At 52.3% G+C, this 16,486-nt stretch carries 15 protein-coding genes and 1 pseudogene; 8 read left to right on the top strand and 8 right to left on the bottom strand.

What is annotated here, in order from left to right; translation table 11 throughout:
• Window positions 1-12 precede the first annotated feature (12 nt).
• Window positions 13-2,730 carry an AsmA family protein gene (locus ACP15U_RS06455; protein ID WP_425044328.1) on the bottom strand — a complete coding sequence of 906 codons (2,718 nt, stop codon included), beginning with the start codon at window positions 2,728-2,730 and terminating at the stop codon, window positions 13-15.
• A 46-nt stretch (window positions 2,731-2,776) separates the two neighbouring features.
• Window positions 2,777-3,823 (bottom strand): AraC family transcriptional regulator ligand-binding domain-containing protein, encoded by a 1,047-nt coding sequence (locus tag ACP15U_RS06450; protein ID WP_425044327.1) that lies wholly within the window; start codon window positions 3,821-3,823, stop codon window positions 2,777-2,779.
• Between the two features lie 319 nt (window positions 3,824-4,142).
• On the opposite strand from ACP15U_RS06450, the gene ACP15U_RS06445 reads away from it, so the two are divergent.
• The 5 genes from ACP15U_RS06445 to adhP all read left to right on the top strand — a co-directional run bounded on the left by ACP15U_RS06445 (window position 4,143) and on the right by adhP (window position 9,612).
• Window positions 4,143-4,913, top strand: a complete 771-nt coding sequence (locus ACP15U_RS06445) for an SDR family NAD(P)-dependent oxidoreductase (protein WP_425044326.1) — start codon at window positions 4,143-4,145, stop codon at window positions 4,911-4,913.
• A 99-nt stretch (window positions 4,914-5,012) separates the two neighbouring features.
• Complete coding sequence (locus ACP15U_RS06440) at window positions 5,013-6,329, top strand: hypothetical protein (RefSeq protein WP_425044325.1); 1,317 nt, start codon at window positions 5,013-5,015, stop codon at window positions 6,327-6,329.
• Window positions 6,330-6,394: 65 nt separating this feature from the next.
• A complete protein-coding gene (locus ACP15U_RS06435) occupies window positions 6,395-7,147 on the top strand; it encodes an SDR family NAD(P)-dependent oxidoreductase (RefSeq protein ID WP_425044324.1) in 753 nt (250 codons plus the stop codon).
• Between the two features lie 103 nt (window positions 7,148-7,250).
• On the top strand, window positions 7,251-8,486 hold the full coding sequence (locus ACP15U_RS06430; RefSeq protein WP_425044323.1) for an MFS transporter: 1,236 nt from the start codon (window positions 7,251-7,253) through the stop codon (window positions 8,484-8,486).
• 106 nt (window positions 8,487-8,592) lie between these two features.
• Window positions 8,593-9,612 carry an alcohol dehydrogenase AdhP gene (gene adhP / locus ACP15U_RS06425; RefSeq protein ID WP_425044322.1) on the top strand — a complete coding sequence of 340 codons (1,020 nt, stop codon included), beginning with the start codon at window positions 8,593-8,595 and terminating at the stop codon, window positions 9,610-9,612.
• Window positions 9,613-9,712: 100 nt separating this feature from the next.
• Here the strand turns inward: adhP and ACP15U_RS06420 are convergent, their stop codons facing one another.
• Both ACP15U_RS06420 and ACP15U_RS06415 read right to left on the bottom strand, forming a co-directional pair.
• The gene (locus ACP15U_RS06420) at window positions 9,713-10,078 is read right to left on the bottom strand and encodes a cupin domain-containing protein (protein WP_425044321.1); all 366 of its coding nucleotides are present in this window, start codon (window positions 10,076-10,078) and stop codon (window positions 9,713-9,715) included.
• A 78-nt stretch (window positions 10,079-10,156) separates the two neighbouring features.
• On the bottom strand, window positions 10,157-11,269 hold the full coding sequence (locus ACP15U_RS06415) for an AI-2E family transporter (RefSeq protein ID WP_425044320.1): 1,113 nt from the start codon (window positions 11,267-11,269) through the stop codon (window positions 10,157-10,159).
• A gap of 326 nt (window positions 11,270-11,595) precedes the next feature.
• On the opposite strand from ACP15U_RS06415, the gene ACP15U_RS06410 reads away from it, so the two are divergent.
• A complete protein-coding gene (locus ACP15U_RS06410) occupies window positions 11,596-12,657 on the top strand; it encodes an HlyD family secretion protein (protein WP_425044663.1) in 1,062 nt (353 codons plus the stop codon).
• Window positions 12,647-13,669, top strand: coding sequence for a hypothetical protein (locus ACP15U_RS06405; RefSeq protein ID WP_425044319.1), 1,023 nt, complete (start codon window positions 12,647-12,649; stop codon window positions 13,667-13,669). Before ACP15U_RS06410 ends, ACP15U_RS06405 begins: the two co-directional genes overlap by 11 nt.
• 43 nt (window positions 13,670-13,712) lie before the next feature.
• Here the strand turns inward: ACP15U_RS06405 and ACP15U_RS06400 are convergent, their stop codons facing one another.
• Complete coding sequence (locus ACP15U_RS06400; protein ID WP_425044318.1) at window positions 13,713-13,919, bottom strand: hypothetical protein; 207 nt, start codon at window positions 13,917-13,919, stop codon at window positions 13,713-13,715.
• A 78-nt stretch (window positions 13,920-13,997) separates the two neighbouring features.
• On the bottom strand, window positions 13,998-14,096 hold the full coding sequence (locus tag ACP15U_RS06395; protein ID WP_425044317.1) for a hypothetical protein: 99 nt from the start codon (window positions 14,094-14,096) through the stop codon (window positions 13,998-14,000).
• A 21-nt stretch (window positions 14,097-14,117) separates the two neighbouring features.
• Between ACP15U_RS06395 and ACP15U_RS06390 the strand changes: the two are divergent.
• Window positions 14,118-14,303, top strand: a pseudogene (locus tag ACP15U_RS06390) (integrase core domain-containing protein); the annotation flags it as partial.
• 294 nt (window positions 14,304-14,597) lie between these two features.
• Here ACP15U_RS06390 and ACP15U_RS06385 read toward each other — a convergent pair.
• Both ACP15U_RS06385 and ACP15U_RS06380 read right to left on the bottom strand, forming a co-directional pair.
• The gene (locus ACP15U_RS06385; RefSeq protein ID WP_425044316.1) at window positions 14,598-14,945 is read right to left on the bottom strand and encodes a hypothetical protein; all 348 of its coding nucleotides are present in this window, start codon (window positions 14,943-14,945) and stop codon (window positions 14,598-14,600) included.
• A 966-nt stretch (window positions 14,946-15,911) separates the two neighbouring features.
• On the bottom strand, window positions 15,912-16,484 hold the full coding sequence (locus ACP15U_RS06380) for a hypothetical protein (RefSeq protein WP_425044315.1): 573 nt from the start codon (window positions 16,482-16,484) through the stop codon (window positions 15,912-15,914).
• Window positions 16,485-16,486 lie beyond the last annotated feature (2 nt).

The following is a 16,486-nucleotide window of genomic DNA, read 5'->3' as shown; positions in this document are numbered from 1 at the left end:
CTAGTTATGAGTTCATTCCAACTGAAGTAAGTCAGGCACGCAAGGCTTCCGTTCAGCGGGCATTTCATCAGCACCATCTGCTCGTTTACTGCGAGATCCGCCGACATCCAACTTGAACTTGGGTTCACTTAGCCTGCCGGTCACATCGAAGGGCCAAGCACTGCGGGCCAATGGCTTGCCCACACGGCGGGGCTCGGCTCGCAAGGCGATGGAGTCGTTGATCCAGTCTACATGACCCTGTGCCACCAACTGGACGCTCTCGGTTTCGGCGACCATGGAATCAAAGCTTATCTTACCGGCATTGATTTGCACTGGGGCGACCACACAGACGATGTCAGTGTATCCTTGCTGAAACTCCTCGGAGAACAGCCATGGGAATATTCCCAACCCAGCCAATTCAAGAAGGCTGGTTGCAACATCCCCCTTGCTCATCGAAATAGAGGCCGAGCCGTACATCGAATTGATGAAAGTTCGGGCGGAACTATGGTTTCCGGTAATGTCGAAATTGCCGCTCAGCGTGCCATGGGCATCGATCCCCAACCCGACCGCATCGAGGATCTTTCCGAAATCCCAGCCGCTGGTAGCTCCGGACACTGACAAAAGCTCTGGGGTTTCAACAAGGTCCATTTCTGCGGCCACTTTGAAGTATCCGCCGCCGTAGGTGACTTCGGCGGGCCCAAGCCGTGCTTGGCCGTCTTTGGACACCAATTCGCTCGCCAGACTTGAAACGCCCTGTTGACCGGTAATCTCTCTGATCTCGAGCTTCACCGTCAGGTCAGTGTTCAAAACCAACTCTTCCAAATCAACAAGATCGGTAGGCTTGCCTTCTTCCTTGGGTAAGACAAGTGGCTGAAAATCCGTTTCATCCGCCTCTTCATCGGCTACCGCGTCTTCTTTTTCTATGCCCGCTTCGTTGCCAATCTTACCTAACTCGACCACGCCGGAGATTGCTTTTCTAAGGTCTTCGACATCCAAACGCTCACTGAAAATTCGTCCATCTACGGTGGGGCGTCCTTCGGACACGGACGTTTCCAGGGAAGCATTCAGTTTTGACGAACCCGCCGCCAGACCAAGCCGAGTGGTGAAGTCCTTGCCCTTGCCTTGTGCGGCTGCGCTGATTTCCAGCGGACCTGTGTCCACCTCTTCCAGTTTCAGTGCCCCAAGGAAATGCGCACCATCGGCGATGTCCAGATCAAAATCGAATTCGATCCCGTCCAGTCCTGTGACATCCCCAAGAGCCAGATGCGCGTCGAGAGCCCAGACGTCGGTGTTCACCGTGCGAGCATCAAGCGTTTTCAAGCTCAGATGTCCCTGCGTATCATCAACCGAAAAGTCGGCTTCAACCCCGCCAAATGCCTTGGCCACATCGTCCCCAAGTTCTTTGAGCAACAGAGAGGCCGGTGCCGCCAGTTTGCCGGTCAGGTCTAACTGCTTGAGTTGTAAGAGGTTCCGAATGTTTCCTTGCGCCACAATATAGGGTGCATCGATTGGTCCGGCTTGGAGCTTAAATTCCTCCATCGCCAAATGGCCTCCAGGAGTGCGCCGAAGCCGTCCTATGGATACGGGGCCGACTTGATCCAATCCCTGGTCAAAGGCATTGGTGGTTATCAGAAACTCATCAAGTTCGACCGCCTTTCCATCACCAAGTATATGTGCGGACAGACCCGTCAATTTAAGGTCTTTCAGATTGGCGGCATCGGCGGGAGGGCCGCCCTCTGGATGGAACCGTGCATTGAGCCTGATATCGAACCCCTTTGCTTTCAGCAGGTTTTCAACATCACCTTGGGCCTTGATCTGCTGCCCTTCGTCCAAGTCCACCACGGTCGCAAAGTCAGCTACTTTCAGTGTGCCGTTTTGGCTGGTTAGTCCGGCCGATAGCTTCCCGGATCCTTCCAGCACCCGATCCAGCCCGATCACATCGAGGAAATCTCCGAACTCACCGGTGTCCAATGTCAGCACTCCGGTAAACCCACCGCCCTGGTTGGCGGGAAGTGGATCTCCATCAAACGTCAATTTCATCTCGCCAAAGTTGGCACGCGTGGTGAACGGCGCATCTGTCGGGTAGCTCCCATCAAGCTCAAAGGTCTGTTCATTCAATGTGCCACGCCCACTCACACCCAACCGGTTGCCATCGTCCAGTTGGTCGAATTTGAGGTGCTCCAAATCGAAGGCAAAGACAAAGCCGGAAACCTGGTTGTCGATTTTCAGCCCGATGGAGGTAAATGACGCCGTACGGTGCCGAAGAAACCCCCAAATGCCACCGTTACTCCTCTCTGGCGCTTCGGCTACTTCCTCCGGGGCTTTCTCCGGTTCCTCTGTCGTTTCTGGGCGATTTGTCGGTGTCCAGCTTGTCGTGCCGTTTTCCAACGTCACCATATTCACTTGCAAGCCGTCGACGGTGATGTTGTCCAGATCGATCTGACCATTCAGCAGTGCCAGAACATCCAGATCCAACTCTAGTAGTGCGAGTTCGGCCAGGTTGGTGCCATCGACGTTTTCGCTGGGGATTAGAACCCCTCCAGCGCGAATTCGACTGATCGGACCTAGCACCACACTGACATCGTCCTCGACCATGACCGCTTGGCCCAACTGTTCAGTCAAAACATCCGCTACAATCTGTTGTCGGGTGCCCGAAAAGAACGGTGCTGCCAACAAGAGCCATCCGATTGTGACCAACGCGATTCCCAGAGCAAGTGCCCATTTCAAAATTCTGGCCACAAAATAAATCATATTTGAATGCTCTCCATCGGTTTTGCCTTAGCAAAATGTTTGACTGTCATTGGCGAAGTGTAGCTTTTCGCAGTTCGGTAGGTGTTTTTCCTGTCCATCTCTTGCAGGCTGCGCTGAAGCTACTTGGATCTGCGAAACCCAGCAGGTAAGCAATTTCGCCGAAAGACATGTTCACGTCCTTGAGATACTCACGAGCCAGCCCCTCTCGTGTTTCGTCAAGTAGTGTTCTGAAGTCTGTACCCTCGGTTGCCAGCCGTCTGGAAAGGGTCCTGTTGCTGATCCCCAAAGCCGAGGCGACCGCATCGCTTGTCGGTCTGCCCTGCGCAGCTTGTTTTGCCAATACCTCGCGGATTTCCGTTAGGGTTGCAGAGGTTCCCTCCGCCAGCATTTCAACGACTCGCTCCGCACTATTATTCAGGACACTCAACAATCGTTGGTCCGATGACTTGAGGCCAAGCGAAAGATCGCTTGGCCTGAATTCGATCTCATTTCGATCAGTAGACCACTCTACCGGGCAGCCTAGGTACGCACAGACTTCGTCACGGTCGTTGGCACGCTCGTGGGTGAAGCTTGCTCGAACAGGCTTAATCTGCACTCCCGTCGCAGCGCGCAGCTGGTTCAGGCAGTTTGCGGTGTTGTATTCCCAATACTGTTTTGCGTTCCTGGGTTCTGTTTGCCACCGAAATAATCCATTGTTTCGAAGGTAACTGATGTCAAAGCGCATCGCGGACCCAAGAATGCGCTGGTATCTGATCGTGTTTTCAAACAACGACAGGACTGTCGGGGACGACACACCAACATACCCCAACAACCCCATGTCCCGTGGATCCCGAGTTTGACCAAACCGAAATCCAAGCAGGTCATCATTCACCAGAGAAGCCGCTTCTTCAAAGAGAGTGACAAACTTCTCCATTGGCATGGTCTCACCAGCGGATTGGGCTTCGCGCAGACTGAGACCGGCGCGTTTCGCCAGTTCACGCGCGTCCAACCCTTGATCTGACACCAATTGGAGAAGTTGGCGTGCCCGGACAGTGTGGATGGACCCCATACGTCTTTTCATACTTGATAAACCTTTGAAGAAATTTAATTCCATGATGGCCTATGCCCACAGCAATTGTAATTTGATGGCGAGAAATAGCCAGAATTTGGCGATATTCGGCTAGTGATTCAAGCGCACACTTTTGTGAAACTTGAGTTCAAAATACGCATTACAGCCTCAATCGCTTGGTTGCTTTGCGGAGCACACGTGGCTGCAAAAAAGGACGGTTCTGGCAAAGGTGAACCAAAAAAATGGCACAGTAGACCAGTGTATGCTGAACGTAATTATTTGAAAAATGGAAACAAACGGTTCACCGCGGGAGCCTAAGCCACGTTTCTCGGAGACCGTGAGCAAAACAAGGGGAGAGAACACTATGGGAAGAATGGACGGGAAGGTTTCCGTTATCACTGGCGCAGCGTCCGGAATGGGCAAAGAAATGGCACTGTTGTTTCTAGATGAAGGCGGGAAAGTGGTGGCCGCTGACATCAACCAGGATCGCTTGGACGAGCTTAAGTCCGAGGTGGGTGCCAAAGGGCAAGAAGTTACTACCACAATCTGCAATGTAGCTGATCAATCCGCTGTAGAGGCAATGGTCCAACTTGCCGTGGACACCTATGGAAAGCTGGATGTCATGGTCAACAACGCAGGAATTATGGATCAGTTCCAGCCCGTGCATGAGGTCGAGAACAAGGGCTGGGATCTCATCTACAAAGTAGATGTCGATGGCCCGTTTTTTGGGATGAGGGCAGCCGCGAAGATCTTCGTCGAGCAAGGTCACGGCGTTATCGTGAACAACGGATCAATTGCTGGCATCAAAGGCGGCGTAGCGGGATACTCCTATACCTCGGCCAAGCATGCGATGGTCGGGATGACCAAGAGTGCCGCGCATATGTATGCCAAGATGGGCATTCGCTGTAACATGATTTGCCCTGGTTCCACTGCTACCAACATCTCAGAGACAATTGGCGACTTCGACGATGTTTCTGATCTTATCAAAGACCGGATCATGGGGTCTGCGGTGATCAATCCACGTCGTGCCCACCCCAGAGAAGTGGCTAATTTGGCGCTTTTCCTGGCCAGTGATGAGAGTTCCTGTGTGAACGGCGCAATCATTCCGGCGGACAGTGGCTGGTCTGCCAGCTAAGCGAGAGTTAGCAGCAGCGAGCACTTGAATAGGACCCCTAACCTTAGCGCCTGCTTGCTGTGATCCTCAGAATGCTGGAGCACGAACTGATGAGACTGTATGGCAATGCCCCATAACAGCGTCCAAACCGTCGGCTTAGACATCCGTGAATGGGTGTCAAATGCCCTGATCGGATTGATGTTCTGTGTGGTGGGCTTTGCCCTTTTATCTTCGAGTGCGTTTGCGCAGCAATCCGCTTCAGATAGATCGCAAACGTCAGGATCACTCTTTGGCGGGCCCAGCTCACCTGAGGTATTCTTGGATGACATACGTGAAAGAAGCAGGGATTCGGGGCCGAACTACATCTTCCCTGGTATCGACAGGGCAATGGAGCCCTGGTTTGCGTTCAAAGACAGAATTGAAAATCAGGCCAACTTCAGGTTCGGTGGACATTACCAGGTCAACTACCAAAAAGCTGACCGCGTTCTGAACCAACCGGACTATGGGTTCGGAGGGCTGTTTCGCTTTACCGGTATCTGGAAACCCGGAGGGCTGGACAACCCCGAGGCCGGGCGGCTGGAGTTTACTTTCGACTACCGACACGCGATTGGGGATGGGACACCTCCAAGTGACCTTGGTCGTCAATTTGGTTACGTTGGAACAACAAACGCAATTCTCGGAGATACCAAGTTCGATCTGTACTCCTTGTACTATGTACGACCATTTGGTCGCGGAGATTCCGGCCTTGTCGTAGGTCGTATAGATCCCAATAACTATTTCAATACACACGGATTTTCGAGTCCCTGGACGGGCTTCATGAACAACGAAGTCGTCAATTCGGTCAGCTTGGCACAGCCTCAGTCAAGCTGGGGGATATTGAGCGGTCTTTACTTCAATGAAAACGTCTATGCGCTTGCGGGTGTTTTTGATGCAAACGGGTCAACATCCGACAACCTGGAATTTTTTAGCGGAGGTGCCGAATTCTGGTCTGGTTTTGAAGTAGGCTATGTGCCGTCTCGTAAAGAACGTTTGGAGAAGAAGATCAGCCTGTCCCTCTGGCATGTTGACGCTCGAGACGGTGCAGGCACTGAAGAAAGCTATGGTAGCACTTTTACGGCAAGCTGGACATTTGGCGACTGGAATCCGTTCACTCGTGTTGGTTGGTCCAATGGAAATGCCCCTCCATACAACAAACATCTCTTGATGGGGTTTCGCAAAAAAATGCGAAACGGCGCCGACGTTATGGGGTTTGCCCATTCACGTGGTGAATCCTCGGCGGGCCTCGGTTGGCAGAGCGCGACTGAGCTTTTCTACAACTACTACTTCGCCAAGAACCTGGCCATGACCTTTGATATCCAGCGGATCGGCAACCCTCTTCTGAATCCTGTTGATGATGAGGTTTGGCTGTTGGGTATCCGAACCAGGCTGACTTTCTAGCCAATCTAAGAAGGCGAAATCTTTGAACAACTACTGAAACGAAACATGAATATGGGATAAACCAAATGAACAGAATGCAAGGGAAGGTCGCCATTATCACAGGTGGGGCCAGCGGAGTCGGCCTCGCCGCTTCAGAACTCTTTCTCAAAGAGGGTGCAAAAGTTGTAATCTTCGATCTGAACGAAGAATCGTGCCAAGCCGCAGTGGAACATCTTGCGTCGGATGATGTGACCTATGTCGCAGGTGACGTGACTAACCGGGACGACAGTTTCAGAATGGCCGCAGTTGCAGAAGAGAAGTTCGGCGGCATTGACGCGCTCGTCGCCAATGCAGGTGTCGAAGGCAAGCCGCTTGAGATCATGGACGTGACAGAAGCAGACTTCGACTTTCCTTTTGCGGTCAATGTCAAAGGCCCTCTGTTCAACATGCAAGCCTGCGTGCCATCGATGGTCAAGCGTGGCGGCGGAAGTGTGGTGATCACCTCTTCTGTCGGAGCGACAAACGGTGGAACAACCACTGCCTATAATGTGTCAAAACACGGTGTCACGGGGCTTGTCCGTTGTGGTGCAAAGCAATTGGCAAAGCACAACATTCGGGTGAATTCGGTGAATCCTGGCCCAATTGCGACACCGATGTTCCTAAGGGTTGAGGAGAGTTTGGGCGAAGACTGGGCCACGGCATACAAGCAGAAGATCCCGCTCAACCGCTGGGCTGACCCGATGGAGATCGCCGAAGCGCTACTCTACATGAGCAGCGACGCTTCGTCCTGGATCAACGGAACGGTTCACATGGCGGACGGCGGTCAAACAGCTCTTTGAACTATTGAATTTACTATTGCTCTGCGCGCGTCTTAGTGCGGGCAGGCGCAAATGTAGAACCCGCGAAGCTTAGAGAAGCGGTAGGCGCCAAGGGATAGAGACTGTGAGTACCAACAAAAATTATGGCTGGTTTGTTGTAGGCACTACGCTTGTAAACCAAAGCCTATCGATGGGAATTCTTCTGGCGGGTTTCGCCCTTTTTGTTGTTCCTTGGGTCGAGGAATTTCAGGTCGCTCGTAGTCAGGTTTTGCTTGGGTCGACATTCATCCTTGTCGTCAACAGTTTGCTCAGCCCGTTTGCAGGCAGACTTATGGATCGCCTCAGCCTGAGAACTCTCATTTTGCTGGGCGTCGTCTGTTTGGCGGCAGGGCTGGTTCTCATTTCAATCGCAAGTTCTTTCTGGATGATCCTTGTGGCCTACGCGACGCTTTTGCCCGTTTCTCTGGTCATGTGTGGCTCGCTGAGCTCTCAGACCCTTGTCAGCAAGTGGTTCACCGAGGGTCGGGGATTTGCACTAGGGATATCTTCCCTGGGCAGTTCGATTGGGGGGTTCATACTTCCTGCCGTAATCTCGGCATTGATCGTGGCCTTCTCGTGGAGGCAGGCCCTGATAATTTTGGCAGTGGTTTGCCTTGTGACGCTGATACCTCTGAATGGGATCATCCTTAGAAAAGAACCGCCCAAACCTGTGGCAGAAGCTGAAGGCGAGCGCGAGGGCGAACAGCCGCAAGAAAGCGCGGAACCACTTTGGACAACGGGTCAAGTGGTCAGGATGCCAATGTTTTGGATACCGGTGCTTGGTATCATTCCTCTGATGGCAGGGTTCACCGGTGTTCAGTTCAATCTTGGGGCTTATGTTTCCGACTTACAGTATGATCAATCTCTTGCGGCGCAGTTGATAACTGTTGCTGCAATCGGACAGGTTGTTGGAAAACTTGCAGCAGGCAGTTTGAGCGAAAAAGTCGATCACCGAATAATCTACTGGGTGATGGCAATTATGATGGGTGCAGCGATGTACCTTTTTTCCGGTGGCCCCAGTCAAAGCACCCTGTACCTGGCCGCAGCATTGATGGGCGGTGCATCCGGTGCAACTTTGCCAATGTTGCCAATCATGTATTCGTCACGATTTGGCACAAGATCCATCGGCATCGTTCTGGGTTTCGTGACTTTGGTGCTTGTTGTTGGCAGCTTCGGGTCGCTCTTTGCCGGTCTCATCTATGACGCTACTCAGTCATACGACATGGCATTTCTGATTTTTGGCGCGCTGCTCGTCCCGGTTTCAATTCTGATGGCCTTCCTGCCAAGCCCGGACAAGGCGCGAAAGAAATGGCCGGAATGAAAGCTTCACCCGAGTACATCAATCGCAGGGCTTCCATTCCAACCAAGAGGATTTTCGCCGGAGGGCAACCAAGACACTTTAGTTCAAGCCAGGGAGAGGCAATCGAATGAAAATGATGAAAGCGGCAGTTGTCACGGGGTTTTCCAAACCATTGGAAATCCGTGAAGTCCAAAAACCGACGGCGTCCGAAGGGAAAGTCGTCATAAAAATAGAAGCAAGTGGTGTATGCCACACCGATCTGCACGCGGCGCGCGGCGATTGGCCTGTGAAACCTGAGCCTCCATTTATTCCTGGGCACGAAGGCGTTGGTGTGGTCGCTGAAGTTGGCCGAGGTGTTACGTCCGTAAAAGAAGGAGACCGTGTCGGTGTTCCTTGGCTGCACCATGCATGTGGATGCTGCAATGCTTGTATTACAGGGTGGGAAACACTCTGCCGGGCTGATCCGCAATACACTGGATATACTGTGAATGGAGGGTTTGCGGAATTCGTCGAAGCGGATCCGGTTTATCTGGGTCACTTACCCAAAGAGCTCGATTTCGCGCCCGCGGCTCCGATACTTTGCGCTGGTGTCACCGTCTACAAGGGCATCAAGGAATGCGATCTGCGGCCAGGGCAAACGATTGTTATCTCGGGGATCGGCGGGCTCGGACATCTCGCTGTGCAATATGCGCGAGCAATGGGCTTGCATGTCATTGCTGTAGATATTGCCGAGGACAAGTTGGCGCTTGCCCGTGAACTGGGTGCCGAGGTCGCAATCAATGCAATGTCTCAAAACCCGATAGAGGAAGTAACGAGATTGGGTGGCGCAGAAGGTGTGCTGGTAACGGCAGTGTCGAACTCGGCGTTTTCGCAAGGTGTCGGTATGCTCGCACCCGGCGGAACAATGAGCCTTGTGGGTCTGCCACCCGGAGAGTTCCCACTCGATATCTTTGATGTTGTGCTAAACAGAAAGACCATTCGTGGGTCTATTGTCGGCACTCGGGCCGATCTGGCAGAAAGCTTGTCGTTTGCGGCAGAAGGCAAAGTTGCCAGCCACTTCAGCATGGATACACTCGACAACGTCAACTCGATCTTTGAACAGATGGAAGAAGGTCAGATCGAAGGTCGAGTGGTGATGACCATTTAACGTTGTTCATTTGCCTGAGTTTGGTCGAACCGAATAGGCTCTTTGACAGTTTCAAAGCGCCCTGTTGGTTCGACATTCTGGCCAGATCGGCACCGACGAACTACTCCATCTGAACAATCAAGAGCTTCACGGCTTTCTCGCCTTTCACCGTATATGCATGGCCAGAACCTGAGGTGTTTTTCAGACGCAGAACATCCCCCGCTTCCAACTCAAGCCTTTGTTCGCTCCCAATTTCAACGTCAAGCCGCCCGGACAAACAGACGCAAAGCTGCTTCCGGGTCGCGGGGGCAAAACCCGTCGACGTACCCGGCGGCAACTCTGCAAAGAAAAACCGCTCGCAGTTTTCAGGATCAGATACCAAGGTCGAAACCTCTGACATCATGGTCCCACTACCACGCAGCGCCAAGTTGTCGTGTTCGAAAGCCGTTTTGCCATTTTGGTTTTCACGCAATGTGTAAATCTGCATAGCTAACTCTTTCCGCGCAGTTCAAAGAAGTGGGTTGATGTCAGAGATCGGTCTCGATTTGAGCTCGCCATTCCCGTGTTACGTGGTTTGATTGTCCATGGATGCGCTCTCGGACGTCCCTGCATCGACCCAGCCCATGAACAGTTTGTATCCGGCGGCAAGAAACGAAGCGCCGACAAACATGCCCAGAAAGCCGCCCGACATCATCCCACCAAGTGCACCAATCAGAATGACGGGCATTGGAACATCCAGGCCACGTCCCAAAACAACCGGTTTCAATATGTTGTCTACCATGCTCCCCACGATCATCAGGACCGTGAAAATCACGTTGAATATTGTGGAATTGTCGGCCCCGGTTGACCAAAGCAGGGCAACCCCAACCAAGGCAACCAACGTGATCGGGATTTGCATGATCCCAAACAACAGGGCGATGACAGCAAGGATCCCTGCGCCAGGAATACCGGACAGGAAGAAAATAACACCCAGTAGGAATGCGGTAATAAATGCGATCCCGATGATGCCTATCGCCACGGAACGAACTGTTTTGGTGGTGAGATCTTGAAGAGCAGGGCCCCTGTCCGGACCCGCAAACCGCGAGAAGATCTTGCTCATTGCGCGGGACCCTTCTTCGGCCCAGGCCAACATGATGCCCGCTACAATCAAAGCACCAAGAAGTTTGAAGACACCGCCGGCAGTTCCCGCGGCAACGCCCGCGATCCATCCCGCAAAGGATTTCAGATGAGGCGCAATATCACTGAGGAACGCTGGCAGGTCTTTTGAAGCTGCGGCCCAGGCTTCGTGCAGGTCCTCACCGATCAAAGGTAGTTCCGCGACATCCTGTTTTGGTGCTGGAATTTTGATGGTTCCTTCTGACAACCCTTCGGCCAAAGTTAGAAGCTGAGTGGCAAATGTGCTGCCCATCAGGACAGTGGGAACCCCGATCAACAGAAGGCCAACCACAACCAAGAGGGTGGCCGCCCGTCCCGACGATCCCCCCATTTTCTCTTTGAGCGGCAAGTAAACGGGGTTTAAAGCGATTGCCAGAACCAGGGCCCATAACATGATCGGCAGGAATGGAGCGAAGGCCCAGGTGCAGGCCAAAACCGTAAAGGCGATGATCGAGAACTGTATCAGCGACGACGTTAGAGCGTCAGATACAGCTTTGCTGAGTTGGTCTGTTTCCGGCTTCAATTTTGGATCCTCCACATATGAAATCTTCATCAGTTTCGAGTGCGGAATCGGCACAAAGAAAACTCGACTAACGCAGCGCATTCGTAGTAAAATCATGTTACTCGAATGTATGAATTGCGTCGAGCTTTCGTTGTCGGTTTTCGGATTTAAATCAAGGAGATGTGGTTGGGAAAATGGCAGAGAAGATATGTCACGGCCTCACCGTGAAACAAGAGTTTCGAAAGGCTGAGGGTCTCCATGAACTTGGTGTTTGTTCAAGGCATTGTTTTCTTGAAAATCAGACCTAAGCATTGTCAGCAAGAGAAGGAATTTGCCCCTTGGTTTCCATGAAAACCATGTTCCGAGCAGCCGTCGCAGTCGCAGCCTTGATTTTCGTTTGGTATCTCATGGCGGACAGACACACCCCGTTCACGTCCAATGCACGTGTGAAGGCCATCGTTACTCCGGTGGTTCCCAAGGTTTCGGGCACAGTGATCGAAGTGCCGATTGCCAATGCGTCGTTCGTTTCAGGAGGAGAGCTGTTAGCTCGGATCGACCCGCGCCCCTTTGAAATCAATCTGGCTCGGGCTCAGGCTGAACTTGAAAGCGCAACTCAGGCAGTAGGGGCAAGCTCGGCCGAGGTGGAACGTGCGCAAGCGCAATTGGTTCGCACGCAAACGGATCTGGAAAACACTCAGCTTCAGTCATCGCGTGTATTTGAGCTGGAAAATAAGGGGCTTATTGCAACGGCAAGGGCGGATGATGCACGCACGGCACTTGCAGATGCTGAAGCGGCTGTTGATGTCGCCAGAGCAGATTTAGAGCGGGCCCGGCAAAACTTGGGTTCTGATGGAGAAGAAAATCCACGTATCAAAGCCGCATTGGCAAATCTAGCCGCAGCCCAGCTTGATCTGGCATACACCGAACTTCGTTCTCCAGCCGAGGGCGGCGTGGCTGACCTGACGATTTCCGAGGGTGCATCTGCACAAGCTGGCCAACCCTTGATGACATTTGTGGACGCCCGCAACGTTTGGGTCGAGGCATATCTGAAAGAGAACAATCTGGGGAATATATCAATTGGGGATCCGGTAAAGCTTGTACTCGATACTCATCCTGGGCGTGTGCTTGTTGGGCGAGTTGAGAGTATTACCGGGGCAGCGTCTTTGGGAAATCCAACACGCGATGGATTGCCTCGCCCACCGTCGACCTCGGGCTGGCTAAGAGCTGCGCAACGCTATCCTGTACGCATCGTCTTGCCAGGCTACGAGACCGGCGATCAGGATGACGATGTGATGTTTCTTTTGAATGGCCAGGCCGATGTTGTTGTGTTCACCGGAGAAAATACTGTCCTAAATGCAGTAGGAAGCGCCTATATTCGTGTCGTTTCGTGGCTCAACTATGCGTACTGAAACAAGCTCGGTTGCTGCGCTCTCCCCTCCAGAGAACCTGCGCCATGGATTGCGGCTTGCACTTGCACCGTGGATCGTATTTTCGCTGGGGCTTCTGGGATATCTGCAACTGGCTTTCATAGGTTCCGTATTTGCGGCCTTGTTCGCGCTTGGCCTGAAACCTGTTCCAGTCTCCTATGGGATTTCGCTGTTAACAAAGTCGGCGGCAATCCTGTTACTCTCCTGGGGGTTGTCGATCTGGCTGCTTCCATACCCCGTCGTCTTCTTGATCGTAGTCTGTGTCGGGGTACTATTGGCCTACCGATTGCAAATCAAAACCGGTGATATGTTGCTTTCGGTCTTTGCAGTAATCGCTGCTCTTCTCGTGCCCTATCTCGTTCGAACAGGCCCGGAACTTGCTGGCCAAATTGCGTTCTGGCTAATCGCAAACGTTTCTGTGGCAATGATCGTTTCCTGGCTGGTGTTTCTGCTCCTGCCTGACGCGACCCTAGTGGAAGCCACATCTGACAAAGAGGTCGCTGACGACACTTCGTATGATGTTGAGCGGCGCATGTTTCGTCTGGTTGTGATCGTCATCCCGTTTGTGTTCTGCGCCTTCGTATTCGACTTTATCACACCATTTGTGTTGGTCTTTGTTGCTATTCAATCGTCTCAGTTTGTAGCAGATACCAGTGTACAGGGGCGCGCTACTCAGGATATGCTGATCGCAAACGCCATTGGCGGTATCGGCGCCATCATGATTTATGAGTTGATGGTTGCCGTCCCGTTCCTGCCATTTATTTTGGTGGTTTCGCTGGCCGCCATGATTTGGTTCTCCCACAGGTTCATAAACGGCGACGTGCGCATGGTTTCAGCAATCACTGCCTTTCTTATTCTGTTGGGTGGAACACTGATGCCATTTTCTGATGATGCTCAAACGAAAATGGTTTTCCGCTTGTGGCAGCTCGGCATTGCCTTCGCCTACCTCAGTTTTGCCTTTGCAATCGTGGATCGCTTTGTTCCAGAAAAGTGATACCTTCTTCAGTCAAAAAATCAGAAGACCATTCGCCTTGCGACTACTTCCAGGCAAAGGTGGGTTGATCAAAATGCGAAACTCGGGTTGTCTTACCTCGCAGTGTAATCTCCCGAAACTGATAGAGAATGGCAGCCGTGAACGCATACATGTAATGCCCCAAAGTCGGGAAGAATGCCGACAACACCGGATGGTCGCTGTTGTCGCTGTCCTCAAGCCCGGGAATGTCAGGGCTGTTGAGTTCGCGCAAAGGCAGTTGGAAGACCTGAAGTGGTCCCACCTTTTCGGACAGTTTTGCAGCTTTGCTAAGGTGTATCGGGTTTAGGTTTCATGCTGCCTTTTGCTCTTTCAAGCCAGGCCAATATGCATCGTCGGGCGTCTGCCGTTCAAGCGCGGAATGGGGCCGTTCGGTGTTGTAGAATACCATCCAGTTATTGATGACAGACCGGACTTGGAAGCCGTCGCTGATTTCTTCGATCACTACAATCACCGGCGCTATCACGAGAGCCTGCAAAACCTCACACCGGCCGATGTCTACTTCGGGCGTGGACAGACCATTCTAAAACAACGAGAAAGGATCAAACGAAAGACCATCGAAACCCGGCGCTTGCTTCACCGCAAATCCGCCGCATAATCACAACAACCAGTTGAGCCAGACCCTCTCTTAGTTCAGGCGGCCATCTGTCCCACAATCCCTGACGACGGACGGTGTTGCGAAAACACGCAAGTGTCGGTTTATTGACGCGTAGCCGGTCCAACGGCCAAGGCCAGACCGAGTTACGGGTTTGGTTCGTTATGCAAGAATTGACAACCGTACCTCTTTCAACAAGCAAATGCACAGATGCTTGTCGCTGGCACGTAGATCTCGTGCAGTTGTCTATTCGGCAGGGAAAAAATTACTCGACGTCGGGGCCGAATAGACATTATCTCAGCAGCGAGGAAACAACCATCGGTCAGCCTCAGAGATGTCTGCTGGACAACCAACAATGTCTTTTGAGTTCCAGAAGTTTTCAGGCATACCCTTTGCATCGAAATTGCATTGGAAGGTAAGCTCACCGCCTTCATACCCTAAAACTTCGCCATTGACCGGGATCGAACCGTCAACCCTCGCGGTTTGCAGCTCCACTCGAACATCTTCAATTGGCATTCCCAAACGGCCGGAGGCAATCCGCTCGCAATTGTTCATAAGAGTAATTGGATCCGTGAGATCTTCGTTTGCCGATAATGCGGTCGACAATCCAACTAGGATGACAACACAACTGAGTAAGTATCGCATATCTCGCCTTTTTTTGCGTTTAGCGCCAGCATATCTGCTTCGGCGTCAGAGGCAAAGCAGTCTTTGGAATATCTACAGCGGTCGGCGGCAAAGTTCGCATAGCTGACCCTTATGTCGAACGCACAGAACGACCACTCTCCGCCCATCTTGTCGAATGCTGAGCCCCAAGTCCTTCCATTCAGGGCCCTGAAAACAGGACGCACAAATCGAGGGCCTACCTCACCGAAATCTTGCAACTTGCGACAGCAAATGCACGTAATACTAGAGAGAAGTTCCTCAAAGTTGATTCCGATAGTGCCACTCGTCTAATGAGACGGCAACTTCAGGTGACAATGCAATCTTAAGGGCAAATCGTGCAAAGTTATGCGCAAACGCTGTGCTACGTTATGGGCGAAACTCCGCGAATTTCTTTAATAAAGTCAATGTCGTGAATGCAGCGTTATGCGTACACCTACATGGTTGTTGTAGGTGTGCTCATAGCTTTGCATTTTGCCCATAACATTGCACGATATGCCCAAACATTGCATTGTTTTCAACTATAGGAAGAAATTGAAGGTGACGTGCAAGGACTCAAGGGAGTTCGCGGACTTTCTGGATGAGCCAAAAACGCTCCATGTTCGTTGAGCTACGGGCGGTTCCTAGCAGACGCTTACATTCCTCACGTTGGGCGGAATCCGGTCGTTCTCCACAGGTGCGAACCGATCAAGCCGCAACGTCGAAAGCCGAAATCCACATTCGCTTGAAACCGAGATCTTCTCTGCACTGCCGCAAGTCGGCTCTGAGCCCACAGCCGCCACGGCTAGGCGGTCTTAATGCTGCGTGCGCAGTCGGTCGCAAGCAGTCCTAAGCGGACATGGAACACAGCGGCATCAAGCGAAAAGCTGCCATTCGCTGAGCTGTATCCAGCGCCTCAAAAGCTAAGTTGGCAGAGTTCTCAAGATTTCAAAACTGATAGGACCGACCGGGTTATTGAAGCTCGATTTCACCCAATCCACGACCATAGAACTTGAAGGCACGGTGGAGTTTGCTGACTGGGATGTTCTCAAACTCCAGGTCGGAAAGTGGAACGCGGCCTATGACACCGGATTCGGCATTTGGTGATCCTGGGAGAAATACAAGCGCTTCCTCGGAATCCGCAAACTCTTCGACCAAAAGTGCATAGCGTTTTAAGCCCCCAGACATAACTGAAACAACCTTGCTGCTCGACGACTTTTGTCCTTCAGCAATTGCGCCAGAAATCCGGGCTCGAAGCATTTCGTAACCCGGTATGATCTGCTCAAGAAACTGATCGGTTTTGGAAGAAACCCCTGAAAACGCGGCATGTCGGGCGGCCAAACCTGCCACAAAGCACACGACAAGGATCAGCAGCACGGCCAGAATGACAGCGAGAGAGATCCCCCAGTAGTCATCTTTCGGAAACAGGGAGGCAATTGGATCTACAATCAGCAACGCCAGCAGAAGAACTTCGTGCAATACCAACAGAAGAATTCCAAACGGGACCAGGAACAGAATTCCGCCTATGACCGTTGTCTTGAGCATGC

Origin of the sequence: Primorskyibacter sp. S87 (genome assembly GCF_049801055.1) — a bacterium.
Classification (GTDB): Bacteria; Pseudomonadota; Alphaproteobacteria; order Rhodobacterales; family Rhodobacteraceae; genus JBNAGF01.
Note: the sequence above shows the minus strand (reverse complement) of the source record. Positions and strands in the feature narration are given on the sequence as shown.

Bases quoted from the DNA above. Each gene is read 5' to 3' on its own strand.
- ACP15U_RS06420 (WP_425044321.1), bottom strand. From the start codon at position 10,078: ATGCAGATTTACACATTGCGTGAAAACCAAAATGGCAAAACGGCTTTC.
- ACP15U_RS06455 (WP_425044328.1), bottom strand. From the start codon at position 2,730: ATGATTTATTTTGTGGCCAGAATTTTGAAATGGGCACTTGCTCTGGGA.
- ACP15U_RS06405 (WP_425044319.1), top strand. From the start codon at position 12,647: ATGCGTACTGAAACAAGCTCGGTTGCTGCGCTCTCCCCTCCAGAGAAC.
- ACP15U_RS06435 (WP_425044324.1), top strand. From the start codon at position 6,395: ATGAACAGAATGCAAGGGAAGGTCGCCATTATCACAGGTGGGGCCAGC.
- ACP15U_RS06385 (WP_425044316.1), bottom strand. From the start codon at position 14,945: ATGCGATACTTACTCAGTTGTGTTGTCATCCTAGTTGGATTGTCGACC.
- ACP15U_RS06445 (WP_425044326.1), top strand. From the start codon at position 4,143: ATGGGAAGAATGGACGGGAAGGTTTCCGTTATCACTGGCGCAGCGTCC.
- ACP15U_RS06440 (WP_425044325.1), top strand. From the start codon at position 5,013: ATGGCAATGCCCCATAACAGCGTCCAAACCGTCGGCTTAGACATCCGT.
- ACP15U_RS06395 (WP_425044317.1), bottom strand. From the start codon at position 14,096: ATGGTATTCTACAACACCGAACGGCCCCATTCCGCGCTTGAACGGCAG.
- ACP15U_RS06410 (WP_425044663.1), top strand. From the start codon at position 11,596: ATGAAAACCATGTTCCGAGCAGCCGTCGCAGTCGCAGCCTTGATTTTC.
- ACP15U_RS06450 (WP_425044327.1), bottom strand. From the start codon at position 3,823: ATGGAATTAAATTTCTTCAAAGGTTTATCAAGTATGAAAAGACGTATG.
- adhP (WP_425044322.1), top strand. From the start codon at position 8,593: ATGAAAATGATGAAAGCGGCAGTTGTCACGGGGTTTTCCAAACCATTG.
- ACP15U_RS06380 (WP_425044315.1), bottom strand. From the start codon at position 16,484: ATGCTCAAGACAACGGTCATAGGCGGAATTCTGTTCCTGGTCCCGTTT.